Origin of the sequence: Shewanella sp. DW31 (assembly GCF_015767295.1) — a bacterium.
GTDB lineage: Bacteria > Pseudomonadota > Gammaproteobacteria > Enterobacterales > Shewanellaceae > Shewanella > Shewanella oncorhynchi.
In genome coordinates this window covers 48,385-62,567 of sequence record NZ_JADWMP020000022.1, presented here as the reverse complement: position 1 = coordinate 62,567, position 14,183 = coordinate 48,385, and the positions used below count along the sequence as shown (strand labels likewise).

Below are 14,183 nucleotides of genomic sequence, written 5' to 3'. Positions count from 1 at the left end.
GTGAACCATGCAGTACCAAGTCGACACTCATACCCATACTGTGGCGTCGAGCCATGCTTATAGCACGATTCATGACTACTTAGCGGTGGCAAAGCAGAAGGGGATTCGCCTATTTGCCACCACAGATCATGGGCCTGCGATGGCCGATGCGCCGCATTTTTGGCACTTTGTGAATTTAAGAGTTTTGCCACGTATGATTGATGGCGTCGGGATTTTGCGGGGTATCGAAGCTAATATCAAAAATATCGACGGCGAGATTGATTTCTTTGGTGATTATTTAAAGCAGCTCGATATTGTGCTCGCAGGATTTCATGAGCCCGTCTATCCTCCGTCAGATAAAGCAACTCACACAGAGGCCATGATTAATGCGATTAAGAGCGGCAAGGTTGATATCATTACTCATCCAGGTAATCCAGCCTATCCAATTGATATTGAAGCTGTTGCCCGCGCCGCTGCCGAATACGGTGTGGCGCTCGAAATTAACAATTCCTCCTTTGAAGTGTCCCGTAAGGGCAGCGAAGCTAATTGCACTGCGATTGCCAAAGCGGCCAAGGAATTTGGCACGATTTTAGTTATGGGCTCTGATTCCCATGTGGCTTTTAGCTTAGGCGGTTTTGCGCGGGCGCAAGCGATTATCGATGAAGTGGCTTATCCGCCATCACGATTACTCAATCGTAGTCCTTCAGCACTCTTGGCCTTTTTAGCCGCCCGTGGCCATGAAACCGTTGCTGATTTGATCCCCTTATTCAGTGACGATGAGCCATGCTGTTGATTAGTGATGAAAATAGTGGCAACTAAAGTGACGCCATTTCAATGCGGGGCGGCGAGTGCCACAGACGCTAACATTCCTCAAGTGGTGTTAATCACTGGCGCGAAGAGTCAGCTCGCTCAGGCCTTGCTGAGAGTCACTGCCGATATTGGTGAGCTAGCCCCAAATACCAGCACAAGTACAAACTCAGTCGCGCCAATTAAGCTTTATGTGCTAAGTCGCAGTCAGTTAGACATTACCGATGCCGCCAATATTGCCGCAGTGTTTACTCAATATCGACCAAGCTGGGTGATCAATTGTGCGGCCTATAATGCGGTCGACGCAGCTGAGCATGATGCAATCGAAGCCAATCGCGTGAATGCACTCGGCCCTGAGTTATTGGCGCAGCAATGTTGGCTGTCGGGGGCGCGCCTACTGCATGTGTCGAGCGATTATGTGTTTGGTGGTCATGCTGTTTGCGAGATTGCTCATGCAGCTGAACGTGCAGTGGGTGATGCTAGAGAAAGTGGCGTTAAACAGCATCAAAACCCTGACTCAGCTTCAAATTCAAACCCAAACCCAAATCCAAACCAAGTTCATGTACCAAGGCCATTTGTTGAACTTGATGCTCCCGAGCCGTTGTCTGCTTACGGTACGAGTAAGTTGCTCGGCGAGCAGAAGGTATTGGCGATTCTGGGCGAGGATGCAACGATTGTGCGTACCTCATGGCTCTACGGTCAAGATGGGCATAATTTTGTCCAAACCATGCTGAACTTGATGCGCACTCAACCAAGATTGCAGGTGATAGTCGATCAAATCGGCTGTCCGACGTGGAGTGATGCACTCGCTAAGGTGATTTGGCAATTAGTCATGCAACAGTGCTCGGGCGTATTTCATTACAGCGCTCAAGGCCAATGCAGTTGGTATGAATTTGCCTGTGAAATCCAGCGACAAGCCCTAGCGCTCAATCTGTTAAGTCTGCCAGTAGTTATCCAGCCGATTACCAGCGCTCACTATGCTAAACAAGCATTAAATCGCGGCGTGAGTTTGGTAAAAAGACCGAGTTATAGCGTGTTGAATAGTGCCAAAGTGCAGTCCGCTTTGGCTGTCAATACCGCACTGTTTATGCCTGATAACGTCGTATGGCAAGATTGGCGTCAGCAACTGAATTGCATGTTGCGACGCTATTATGACGACAATTAACGTGACTCACATTTGGGTTTAGGCCGTTTTAATCAGGCGTTAAGCGTTTACGTCATCGCAGTGATTAACGCTTTCGAAAACAATAAGCCCGCCAATAATCAGATTTAAGCGACAAATGTAGACTATCAATATGAAAACATAGGCTGTGAATACGAATGCAGCTGGACTTAAGCCTCTTCTCAGCGCCAATGGCTTGCCTTAGTATCGTAATCACTTTGTGTATCTGTGGTTTTGTGCACCGCGGTTTAAGCCGTGAGTCTTAGTCTATTTTGCTTGATGTATGATGAATTTGTTCTAAATTCCCCTTGGATGACAATGGCATAATGCCAAGATATTTAATGCATTAAGGAAGTTTCAGTGACAGACAAGACGACAATAGCGCAGACATTGACTAAACAAGATCTACTGCAAGTGGTCGCGATTGCCAAAGCCGCAGGCGATGCCATTATGACGGTTTATGGTCAAGATGACTTTTCGGTGAGCCATAAGGGGGACGATAGCCCCGTGACGGCGGCTGATTTAGCCGCGCACCACGTGATAGTGGCGGCATTGGCAAAGCAGTTTGTCGGTATTCCTATTATGTCTGAGGAGGCGGCGGATATCGCGTGGGACGTGCGTCGTCAATGGCAAACCTATTGGTTGATTGATCCCTTAGATGGCACTAAGGAATTTATTAAGCGCAATGGCGAGTTTACCGTCAATATTGCGCTTATCCATCAAGGGGTTGCTATCGCAGGTGTAGTATATGCGCCTGTGCTCGATACCTATTATTACGGCGCTAAACATTTAGGTGCATGGCGCCAACAAGCGGGTCAAGATAGCCCCTTATTGGGCGCCAACACGCCACGCGAAATGCCGATGATTGTCGGCAGTCGCTCGCACTTGAGCCCTGGTTTAGCGCAATATTTACAACAGTTTGGTGAGCATGACATCTTAAGCGTAGGGAGTTCGCTTAAGTTTTGTATGTTGGCAGAAGGCAGTGCCGATCTGTACCCCAGACTTGGCCCAACCAGCGAATGGGATACTGCGGCGGCGCAAGCTGTGCTCGAAAGTGCAGGCGGCACAGTTGTCTGTTATGACTCAGGTGAACCATTAACTTATAATCAAAAACCTGACATTTTAAACCCTTACTTTATTGCCACAGCTCCTGGCTGGGTAAAATAACGATTGCCTTTCATCAATCTCACTTGATGAAAGGGCAAGCTAAACACTGGAGTAGTAATTCATGATGCGCATAGGCGTCGATTTAGGCGGAACAAAAATAGAATTAGTCGCACTGAGTGATGAGGGCAATGAGCTATTTCGCAAACGTGTGACGACGCCACGTGACTATCAGGGCACGCTTGCTGCGGTGGTTGATTTAGTTAAGGAAGCGGAAGCGACTCTTGGCGAAAAAGGTACTGTCGGCGTGGGTATTCCAGGTGTGGTATCGCCCTATTCAGGTTTAGTCAAAAATGCTAACTCGACGTGGATCAATGGTCAGCCCCTCGATGTACATTTAGGGGAATTGTTGCAGCGTGAAGTACGGGTTGCCAATGATGCAAACTGTTTTGCGGTATCAGAGGCGGTCGATGGGGCAGCCGCTGGCGCTTCTGTGGTGTTTGGCGTGATTATTGGTACTGGTTGTGGCGCGGGTGTGGCAATTAACGGCAAAGTTCACGGTGGTGGTAATGGTATCGGCGGTGAATGGGGTCATAATCCTTTGCCTTGGATGACCAAGGAAGAGTTCAATACCACCCGATGTTTCTGTGGCAATCCCGATTGTATCGAGACCTTTATTTCAGGTACTGGCTTTGTGCGTGATTATAATGCGGCTTTGACGGCTGCGGGTACAGTGCGCGCTGCTGCCAAATCAGGTGCCGATATTATGTTGTTAGTCGATGAAGGTGACGCCATTGCGGTTGCTGCATTTGATCGTTATATGGATAGACTCGCTCGTTCACTCGCCCATGTGATCAATATGCTCGATCCCGATGCCATAGTGTTGGGCGGCGGAATGTCGAATGTCGCGGCGATTTACCCAAGATTACCGGCATTGCTGGCCCATTATGTGGTGGGACGTGAGTGTCATACGCCTGTGGTGCAGAATCTATACGGTTGTTCATCGGGAGTGCGCGGTGCCGCTTGGTTGTGGGAAAAGTGATCCATTATTGAGGATATAAACTCCACCAGTGAACTCATTACGCTATGAAATCAACGTCTAGTGATATCAGAGTCTTGTAAACAATAGCCCAGTAAAACGCTGGGCTAGCTTTATGTGCGATGTATTCCCCCCGTATTTTGATGCTATGATTGCGCTCCTTTGGATTGCTTGGCATGGACATCATGTTTTGGGTTAAGAAAGTTGTTTCACAGGGGATGATGCCGATTCCCTTTATCCTATTGTTATTACTGATTTCTTTTCTAGTATGGCGCCGTCGCAGTATGGCGAAATACTTAGTATCCTGCGCTTTTTTTCTCTTACTGTTTTTAAGCAGTCAACTGAGTGTGAATACCTTAGTGCGGCCGTTAGAATCAGCTTACCCTATTAATTCCACGCCCATCGCAGGCGCTTGTTTTGTGATGGTATTAGGTTCAGGGCATGCTGATATAGCAGGAGCGACGGCGGTGCAATCCTTATCAGACGTCGCCCTTACAAGGTTAACTGAAGGAATTCGGCAACTTAAGTTGGGTCAAGAGTGTATGTTGATCGTCAGCGGCTGGGGTGGTGAACTCACTCAATTTTCCCATGCTGAAATGATGGCTAAAGCCGCGGTAGAGCTAAGTGTTGATAAAAGCCGAATTATTCAATTTCCACTGGCGCGCGATACGATAGAAGAAGCGCAATACTTAAAGTGGGAGTTAGGGGAGGAGCCCTTTCGCTTAGTCACATCGGCCACTCATATGCCAAGGGCGATGGCTATTTTCGCCACTAAAGGCTTACACCCCGATGCTGCCCCAACGGATTTTATTGGCCGAGATGATTTTTGGTGGCGGTTAACCGCCGATAATTTAGTGGCTTCTCAACGGGCTATTCACGAATACATTGGCCGTTTGTGGTTATGGATAAAGGCCGTAAGTTAAAGGTGTGGTTTGCCAAGTTCAGTCTAAAGATAGTGAGTTTTAACAGGAATATGAACAATGACAATTGAGTCAGAAATAGTATCTGTGCGTCCTTTATCGAAACGAAATGGGTTAACCTTAACTTGGCTGGGAGGCTTAAGTTTGGTGCTGGGTTTGGGACTGTTTCTGACGTGGCCGGCCTTGTTTGCTGTCGGTTTGATGTTTTTTAGTTTGGGCGCGATTTCATTAATTCTCGGTTTAGCCAAGGTGTATGAGCCGGAAACGACTCTAGTATTAGATGACAAGGGGCTGACCTATTTTCATCGCCGCGGCAAAGTGGCTATCGATTGGGATAATATTCAGCGGGTCGATATTCCGCGGGTAACTAATGGTTTAGATACTATAGAGTTATCTTATTTAGGCATTAAACTGAAACATTTAAATCCCATTCTCGATAATATTTCCCTGCGTCTAGCAACAGGATTATTAACTGAACAGCGACCTTTGCTGGTGACAGCCGCCTCTCAAGATGCAGACTTAGCGACTTTAGAAACTTATCTCGGCGCTGAGTTTGGCCCTTTAGTGATAGAAGGGGATCGCTATCGTGGCGTATTAGCTATGTTTGGGCATCGCTGCGTGATGTTAGATACGCGTTTAGGGTATCACTTGTATATTCCCCATGACAGTTTAGATAGGGAACCTAAGGACTTTATCAAGTTACTTAGACAACGTATCGCGCAATGTAGCCGCTCAGCTGGTTAAGTCTACAATCTCAATTGAAGATCATCAGCAATAAAAAAGGGGACCCTAGGGTCCCCAATGAGTTGCAGAGATTAAAGTTTGGGTTGTGCAGGGGCAACCCAAAGGTACTAGTGTGCTACCTCTGCGTGTACCTTATCTACACCGTAGGTTTTACCTTCAGCATGACAAGTTGCGCAAGATTCTACTGGTAAGTTAGGATCTGTCATTGCGTCAGCTTCAACCACAGCACCGTTACTTCTAAAGTGAGCGACAGCCGCTGCATCAGAGTGAGCGTGACAGCTACGGCATGATTCAGCTACAGGGCTAATGTAGTTGCTACCCACTTTGATTGAACGTTTCTCAGAGGCTAAACCACCGTCAGTCGCAAACAGTTTTGCATCATCTTTGTGACATGCAGAACATGCAGTTTCTGGTGATGGATAACCGACTAATTCACCATTGGCATCGCGGAAGATCCCTGCGATAACATCAAAGTTACCACTGTGGAAGCGGTGGGCGACGGTGAATAAGTCTTTGTTATTGAAAGTGACTTCAGGATTAATGACTTTGCTACCGTCTTCACCTTTAGAAACCACTGTTTTATGGCCTGATGCACCCGTTGTATCGTTGTGACAGTTCATACATTGATCAAAAGTGTAAGTTCCGTGTCTGGTGCCCTTGATATAATCTAAGGTGCCGTGACAGGCGTTACATTTTGCTTCTTCTACGGTAATTCGAGCAGGATCTGTCATTCGAGCTTTAACTACTGCAGAAGCATCTAAGCTATAGAATTTAACAGGAGCAGTGTTACCAATTGGATTTGTTGGGCCAAATTCAAGTCCTGTGGCATTACAGCTACTCACTTTACCTGCTTTGATACAGACGTTGGCTTCTGAACTGGCGTAGATAGTACCTACAGCTTGGGCATCGGGAATATCTTTTACAAAGGTTAATACACCATCTGCCAGCGTACCATTTTCAAGCTTAAGAGCGATTGCTGTTGGTTTGACATCTCTCCAAGCATAAACAGTACCATCAGTAGTTACGTTACCCAGTAATAAGCCGTTAGCCACAAACATACCAGTAGGGTTAGTTGTCGCGTTATACACTTTTAAATCGGTTCCATTAGGAATTGCAGCGCCATTCATGGTCACATTGGCTTTTAATGTCAATGTTTTCATTCCAGGTGCTGCTGAAGTCACTACTGCCGCACTGGTAAAGTCAACTTTGAATAGGCTTGCATACTCAGCGCGTTTACCGACACTGTGTACAGCTTCAGGTGTTAAGCTACCGCTGCCATGGCAAGATTTACATTGAGTATCATCAGCTTGGGCTAAACCAAATTCTGAATGGTTTTCGCCAGTGGTGAAGTTCACATTGATATGACAACCCACACAAGCTTGTGCATAAATATTGGTGTTATAACTTGGTGCACCATCATGACAAGATTTACATTCTTTCAAATCAGATGGGAAACCAACTTCACCGAAATATTCTTTTGCTTCGCCACTTAAGCTGTCACTGATGTGATGACCTGCGTGGATCCTGTGGATCATGGGGGCAAAATCAAATACCCAACCTTCAGCCAGTTGTGCGTCACTTGGAACGAGATCAGGGTTATGGCAAGTTACGCAGTTTTTAACATCTTGGTAGTTATGATGGGCTTCAATCTTCGCGATATGGCCGTCTACCTCACCGTGACAGTTTTTACATGCCGCACTAGATACTGTGTCTTTACCCGATACACCTAATTCATCTGTTGCAGGGATAAAATCAACGGGTACAGACAAAATCTTGTCAGATAGGACGACACCTGTACTATCGGCGATGTTGTAAGCACGTAAAAAGACTCTGTGTACTGCGTTTGGATTATCATTTGGATTAATGATTGGCGCTGCGCCACCATAAGTCCAAGTTGCTGTGTAAGTGCCTGGCGTCGCTGTATCTTCGGTTAAAGTACAAGCGTTTTTAGTTCCGTTCAGGCCGTTTAGAGTACAAGTTAACGAAGTGCCAGCGGCATTTGCCGTGGCATTATTTTGCCACTCAATCGGCGCGCCAGTACCTGAGGTGTTTTCATTTGCTGTTAAAGAATAAATTGCAATTTTATCCAGTCCTTTGAATGGGACTACTTTGCCTGCATTTTTACCCGTAACAGTAAATTTAACACTGAAGCCTTCACTGCTGGTCACTTTAATGTCTGCAGGACTTAAAGTGAATGCCAGATCTGTAATGGATTGGGCTGTCGTTGCGAAGGAACCCGCAGGGGCTCCGGGTGTACCTGGTGTTCCGGGAGTGCCTGGTGTTCCGGGTGTACCTGGTGTGCCAGGTGCCCCATCTTGACCATCGCTTCCGTCCCCGCAGGCGGTAAGACTTAAGGTACTGACGAGAGCCAGTGCCAGTAGAGATTTATTGTAGTTTTTCATCATCGCGTCCCTTTTTCTATCTATAAGACTGCGTGTGCAGTGCCTCTAATATAGGAGGATTCATCTACTTATAAAGTGGTATTTGCAAATTTGTATCTGATATGTGAACGATGATTTAACACCTGCGAATGGTAATTCTAAACTTTGCATTTTGATATTTTAAATAGTGAAATTAAGCTGCTAGCCTATGATGTGTATCACAATTTCAATCTTTAAACTTAGGTCGAAATGATGAATTCATTTTCGGTTAAGCAAAATGAACGATGTTAAGAGAGCCTGAATCTTAAGTCGTTATCTTAAGGTTTTGAGCACAAAAGCAATGGGATAAGAGAGCGAGGATAGGGGGACGATATGGCATTTTAAAGTGATTGAATTGTGCCTTGGATAAATAGAAGCCATAGCCCAGTAAACCCACTTAACATCCATGACGTAAGCTAGGTTGATGAACTTAGTGTGTAATCTATTTTTGTATTAGTGTGCTGGTTCGAGTGCGGCAAGTAAGGAGCGCACGACGAGATCACACTGGCTTTGGCTGTAACGCCGATGAACTGCAGGTTTCTCAATCAGATAATAATGTGGCGCCATCATAGTTTCGTGGAGTCTATTAAGCTCTGTGTCGCTAAGGCGCTCGAGATGTAATCCGGGCATATGTTTAACTGTGTGCATATCAATGCTGGAACAAAAAGCCACACTCTTCATGGTTAATAGATGGGCATACCATTCTTCCCTGTCTATCACTTTCTCTACGGTAGGCAGTAAGATACCTTGGCGCTGGCAAAATAATTCTAAGGGATCGATTTTACTGTTAAAGCCCTTGAGTTCTTGAAACAGAAACGGATGGCGACAAATTTGCTCTAAGGTAATATTCGTCTCAACGTCCCAAAGTGGGTGTTGCTTGGCTGCAACGATATAAATGCCATTGATTGAGCCAAGTTTGGTGTAACTTAATTCTTTATTTTCAGCACTTTCAAACGTAATCCCAAAATCAAGCGCACCTGCGTGGATCAACTCAGCGCTATTTTCCTGCCATTTATGTAAGCGTATTTGTCCTAGCTTTTGGGCAAGTTCAGGAGTACTTAACTGAGGCGCTAAAAAGCTTAGCAGGCCATTACAAGCAGCGATATGTAGCGGTAAGTCGGTATTGATGGCCGCATTTTGTATCTGGATTGCAGATTGTTCGAGGTGATAAACCGATTCAGTAAACTGGCAAATAGCAACGTAGAGACTTTCTGCTAAAGGCGTCGGTTTAAGCCCCTGTTGACGACGATAAAATAGTTCATCGTTAAAGGTTAGGCGTAATGCATTGAGGCAGCGGCTTATTTTGGGTGCAGAAACATCTAGCGCTTTGGCCGCGCTATTTGCGTGTCCAGTGTCGAAAATACTTTTAAATACAAGCAAGGTAAAAACATCGAGTTCACAGATCTGTTTTAGTAATAAGTTGCTCATTTTGTATTTTGCCCTGTATGAGTCTTAAATGCTTTTGCGGTGCTATTAGGGGAGTTCTGTGTCCTTGCGATTACCCGAACCACCGCGATCAAATATCATAATTACTAACTGGCAAGATTAACATTCAGCATGCGGATTAACTGTGATCCCTCTCGGTAAAATAACAATTATTTAACCATTGTAAAGAGGAGCGTTGGGGAGAGTTAGATGGGTAGGCGCTATGTTTAACATCGGGCGGAAAGGAATGATTGAGCTAAAAGAGTGAGTCAAAGTCTGCTCACCTAAGGCGGCGAGCAAACGATAGTGATGCATTTCGGATTAACGAGATTCTATGACGTCGTTTTGCACGGACGGTAAGTTGAGTGAATCTGCTGTTGGTGTATGGCCTATTGCATGGGAATAAATGGTTGGTGCATCTTCTTTAATCCGCATCCCGATAAATTGGCCACCCTCAAGGATTTGCATTGAGGTACTTGCCACTTCGCCGTCGACAACACCATTACGTTGGATCACTAAACGCTCACAAATGAGTCTGCCTTTGAAGTGCCCATCGACGATAAATTCATGGCACTTTACTTCACCTTGAATTATACCGCCTTGTTCTATGGTGATATTGGCCTCAGAAAGCAGCTGACCTTGGATATCACCGCCCACAAGCACGTCGCCTGTTAATTCGATATTTCCCGTGAGTTTAGTGCCTCGAGCAATAAAGCTAAAAGAGGTACTTTTTTTAGGCGGGAAAAACAGTTTTTTTACAAACATCATCATAAATTAACTTAATTCGAGAAGGGATTCACTGAGTTCAACAGAGGCGCGATACTAGCTTAAAATCCAGGAGAAGCACAGCTCTGCATGTGTTAATACAATTACAGTGTTTCTATCAAGTTGGTCGTTTTATCTCAATGGCTTTGCTAGGGCAAGGAGCTACGCAGGCACCGCATCCAGTACAAAGGTCAAGGTCTATTTTGGGGCTCGGAGCCTGACCAATACTGAGCACAAAGCTGATGGCTCTTGGTTCGCAGGCATCCTTACAACTTTGGCACCAGATCCCTTGAAAGGTTAAGCAGCTTTCTTGAATATGGGCTTGGTATTGCCAAGGTGCTTGAGTCAAATCGAAAATATTTTCAGGGCAAGCCTTAGCACACAGAGTACAAAATGTGCACTCATTGTCCTTAAAGGAGACTTCAGGAAATCCGCCATCACCTTTGATGATAATGTGAGTTTCACAAATCTCAAGACAGGCGGAACAACGAGTACACACATCGGTGAACTCGATATCATCACGTACCCAAGGCGGCCTTATCGCATTATCTTTACGCCGGCTAAAGAGGCTGCGACGGCTGTGATTAATACTTTGAGTCATGTTGCTCCTCGGGTGGTTAATGATGTAAAGCGATGGTATTTAGAGGGATAAAGAAAAATGGCTTGGGAGATTTCCACAAGCCATTCAAGTTATTAGCCGTTATAACCATTGGGATTGGTTGATTGCCAATGCCAGCTACTGTTGGCCATATCTTCTAGGGTATGAGTCGCTTGCCAGCCAAGATCTTCCCTTGCGTGGGTTGGATCGGCGTAGCAGGCGGCAATATCCCCTGGGCGACGTGGCGCAATTTGGTAGGCAATGGTGTTACCACAGGCTTTTTCAAAGGCCTTAACCATGTCTAATACACTATATCCTTGGCCTGTGCCTAAGTTATAGGTCACTAGACCAGGTTTAGTGGCCAATTTTGCAAGCGCTTTTAAATGGCCATTGGCTAAATCCACGACATGGATATAGTCACGCACGCCGGTACCGTCGTGAGTCGGATAATCATTACCAAACACGCTCAAGGCAGTGCGTTTACCCACGGCAACCTGCGCAATAAAGGGCATTAAGTTGTTAGGGATATCGTTAGGATCTTCGCCTATTAAGCCACTGGCATGGGCGCCAACCGGATTAAAATAGCGCAGACGGGCGATATTCCAGCTAGGATCGGCATTGTGTACATCTGCCAGTATATGTTCAACCATCAACTTAGACTGACCATAAGGGTTTGTTGCCCCTGTGGGAAAGTCTTCGGTGATCGGTAAACTTGCGGGATCGCCATACACTGTTGCCGATGAGCTGAATACGAGATTTTTTACCTTAAATTCTGCCATGACTTGGCAAAGGATAAGCGTACCCGTAACGTTATTCTCATAATACTTCAGGGGTTTTGCGACGGATTCTCCCACCGCTTTTAATCCTGCAAAGTGGATAACTGAATCAATAGCATGATCGTTAAACACTTTCTGCAATAACGCTTTATTGAGAATATCGCCTTGATAGAAAGTAACCGATTTACCAGTGATCCGCTCGACTCGGTTTAAGGCTTCTATGCTTGAATTAGACAAGTTGTCCAATACAATCACATCATTACCAGCATTGAGCAGTTCTACTACTGTGTGGGTGCCAATATAGCCAGCACCACCGGTCACTAAAATCGTCATTACTTAATTCCTTTTACAACGGTTTTTAAATAGTGCGCAAAATCTTCACCGATTTCGCTGTGGCGCAGGGCATATTCAACGTTAGCACGCATATAACCTTGCTTGTTACCACAGTCATGGCTCTTACCTTCCATGTAGTAAGCATTTACGGTTTCTTGCTTCATTAACATCGCAATCGCATCAGTTAATTGAATTTCATCGCCTGCGCCCGCAGGGGTTTTAGCCAGTAGCGGCCAAATGCTGGCTGGTAAAACATAACGGCCTACAACGGCTAAGTTAGATGGCGCTTCATCCACGGCTGGCTTCTCAACCAGCTCGACTAATGGCTCAGATTCACCCGGTTGTAAATCATGACCATTCACATCGGCAATACCGTATTGGTTGACGACGTTATGTGGCACGCCTTCCACCATGATTTGACCGACTTGGGTTTCATCAAACAGGGCAACCATAGCGGCTAAGTTATCGCTACGAAGGTCACAGCTGGCTTCATCTATGATCACATCCGGTAGCAATACGGCAAATGGTGCATCGCCGACGACAGATTTAGCACACAAAATCGCATGACCTAAGCCTTTAGCTTGAGATTGGCGCACGCTGATCACTGTTACATCTTTAGGACAAATAGATTGTACGGCTTCAAGTAACTGACGTTTAACGCGGCGTTCTAATTGGGCTTCTAATTCGAAACTGGTATCGAAATGGTTTTCGATAGAGTTTTTACTGGCGTGGGTCACGAGTACAATTTCTTTGATCCCAGCCGCGATAGCTTCACTTACTACGTATTGAATCAATGGCTTATCGACAACGGGTAACATTTCCTTTGGAATTGCTTTGGTCGCTGGAAGCATACGAGTGCCTAGGCCTGCGACAGGAATAACGGCTTTACGAATTTGATGTTGTTTCATTGCGAACCTTTTAGGTCAAGGAGATGCGGTTAATGGCCAATATTGTAAATGACCTGCACAGAAAAGCTATTTAGAAACGCTGAAAACTTAGGATATTTAAGTATTTTTGCAGCGAAGTCGACGTAAGTTTTAGCAAAGGTAGCACAGTGCATCTAATCCAGCATGGGTGATGTGCACTTGCATGGCGTTTTTAATACCCTTGTAATATTTGCTTTACGTTTACGTCACAGTAGTGGTGCAAGAATAAAGTGTGAGGGAGTTAACAAATTTAAAGGCTTAGATCACTATGGTTCCATGAGCGCTAGCCATTAAGTGAAGATTATGACGAAAGGAACAGAGTACATCGCTCACAGAGCTGATGACACAGGGTTTATCAACTACCCGCAAGAAGAACATGAGATTTGGAGCCAGCTTTATGCCCGTCAAGCGATAAACCTGCCTGGTCGTGCTTGTAAGGAGTATTTGCAAGGGCTAGATGCCTTGGCTATGCCAAAGAATCGTATTCCGCAACTTACTGAAATTGATACTGTATTGCAAGCGACCACCGGCTGGAAAACGGCAGCCGTACCTGCGCTGATTTCCTTCGGGCGTTTTTTTGAGCTGCTTGCTAACAAAGAGTTTCCAGTGGCGACCTTTATTCGCCGTAAGGAAGAGTTTGATTACCTGCAAGAACCTGATATTTTTCATGAAATATTTGGCCATTGCCCTTTGCTCACCAACCCTTCATTTGCTAATTTTTCACATATGTATGGCCAATTAGGTTTAAATGCCAGCAAAGAAGAAAGGGTATTTTTAGCGCGTTTATACTGGTTTACGGTTGAGTTTGGCTTGCTACAGCCTAAAGATGGCCCCTTGTGTATCTATGGTGGCGGTATTTTAAGCTCACCTGGTGAAACTTTATATGCAATGGAAAGTGACGTGCCAGAACGTCAACCCTTTGATTTATTGAATGTGCTACGAACCCCATATCGCATCGACATTATGCAGCCGATTTATTATGTGATTGAGCACATTGATATGCTTGATGAAATTGCCAAAATGGACATCATGAGTTATGTCACTAAGGCACGTCAGTTAGGTTTATTTGCTCCTAAATATCCTCCTAAAGCCAAGGCGAGCTAGTCTCGATTCGATGGATGGTTTGATGTTTTATTTGAGTCGCCATCTAATTTAGTCATGTGATTTAAGTAATTAATAAGTAAT

At 45.4% G+C, this 14,183-nt stretch carries 13 protein-coding genes; 7 read left to right on the top strand and 6 right to left on the bottom strand.

Annotated features, from left to right (window positions below):
• The first annotated feature begins 7 nt into the window (after positions 1-7).
• The 6 genes from GWI56_RS17150 (at position 8) to GWI56_RS17125 (ending at position 5,755) form a co-directional block, all read left to right on the top strand.
• Entirely contained in the window at positions 8-772 is a 765-nt protein-coding gene (locus GWI56_RS17150; protein ID WP_198573599.1) for a phosphatase, read from the top strand.
• Positions 773-778: 6 nt separating this feature from the next.
• Positions 779-1,951: an NAD(P)-dependent oxidoreductase gene (locus GWI56_RS17145; protein ID WP_198573598.1), complete on the top strand. Its 1,173-nt coding sequence runs from the start codon at positions 779-781 to the stop codon at positions 1,949-1,951.
• Positions 1,952-2,308: 357 nt separating this feature from the next.
• Positions 2,309-3,115: a 3'(2'),5'-bisphosphate nucleotidase CysQ gene (gene cysQ / locus GWI56_RS17140; protein ID WP_198573597.1), complete on the top strand. Its 807-nt coding sequence runs from the start codon at positions 2,309-2,311 to the stop codon at positions 3,113-3,115.
• A 61-nt stretch (positions 3,116-3,176) separates the two neighbouring features.
• Positions 3,177-4,094 carry a fructokinase gene (mak, locus tag GWI56_RS17135; protein WP_198573596.1) on the top strand — a complete coding sequence of 306 codons (918 nt, stop codon included), beginning with the start codon at positions 3,177-3,179 and terminating at the stop codon, positions 4,092-4,094.
• Between the two features lie 218 nt (positions 4,095-4,312).
• Positions 4,313-5,014: an ElyC/SanA/YdcF family protein gene (locus GWI56_RS17130; RefSeq protein ID WP_198573608.1), complete on the top strand. Its 702-nt coding sequence runs from the start codon at positions 4,313-4,315 to the stop codon at positions 5,012-5,014.
• A 57-nt stretch (positions 5,015-5,071) separates the two neighbouring features.
• Positions 5,072-5,755 carry a DUF2982 domain-containing protein gene (locus GWI56_RS17125; RefSeq protein WP_198573595.1) on the top strand — a complete coding sequence of 228 codons (684 nt, stop codon included), beginning with the start codon at positions 5,072-5,074 and terminating at the stop codon, positions 5,753-5,755.
• 107 nt (positions 5,756-5,862) lie between these two features.
• Here GWI56_RS17125 and GWI56_RS17120 read toward each other — a convergent pair whose 3' ends face one another.
• From GWI56_RS17120 to galU, 6 genes are all read right to left on the bottom strand, one after another.
• Positions 5,863-8,160, bottom strand: coding sequence for an OmcA/MtrC family decaheme c-type cytochrome (locus tag GWI56_RS17120; RefSeq protein WP_198573594.1), 2,298 nt, complete (start codon positions 8,158-8,160; stop codon positions 5,863-5,865).
• A 468-nt stretch (positions 8,161-8,628) separates the two neighbouring features.
• A complete protein-coding gene (locus tag GWI56_RS17115) occupies positions 8,629-9,603 on the bottom strand; it encodes a LysR family transcriptional regulator (protein ID WP_113938944.1) in 975 nt (324 codons plus the stop codon).
• Positions 9,604-9,921: 318 nt separating this feature from the next.
• Positions 9,922-10,371, bottom strand: coding sequence for a polymer-forming cytoskeletal protein (locus GWI56_RS17110; protein WP_173245805.1), 450 nt, complete (start codon positions 10,369-10,371; stop codon positions 9,922-9,924).
• 112 nt (positions 10,372-10,483) lie between these two features.
• Positions 10,484-10,966: a ferredoxin-type protein NapF gene (gene napF, locus GWI56_RS17105; RefSeq protein ID WP_198573593.1), complete on the bottom strand. Its 483-nt coding sequence runs from the start codon at positions 10,964-10,966 to the stop codon at positions 10,484-10,486.
• Between the two features lie 92 nt (positions 10,967-11,058).
• Positions 11,059-12,072: a UDP-glucose 4-epimerase GalE gene (galE, locus tag GWI56_RS17100; protein ID WP_028760579.1), complete on the bottom strand. Its 1,014-nt coding sequence runs from the start codon at positions 12,070-12,072 to the stop codon at positions 11,059-11,061.
• Positions 12,072-12,980, bottom strand: a complete 909-nt coding sequence (galU, locus tag GWI56_RS17095; protein WP_028760578.1) for a UTP--glucose-1-phosphate uridylyltransferase GalU — start codon at positions 12,978-12,980, stop codon at positions 12,072-12,074. Before galU ends, galE begins: the two co-directional genes overlap by 1 nt.
• A 321-nt stretch (positions 12,981-13,301) precedes the next feature.
• Between galU and phhA the strand changes: the two genes are divergently transcribed.
• On the top strand, positions 13,302-14,102 hold the full coding sequence (gene phhA / locus GWI56_RS17090) for a phenylalanine 4-monooxygenase (protein ID WP_113938941.1): 801 nt from the start codon (positions 13,302-13,304) through the stop codon (positions 14,100-14,102).
• Positions 14,103-14,183: the final 81 nt, after the last annotated feature.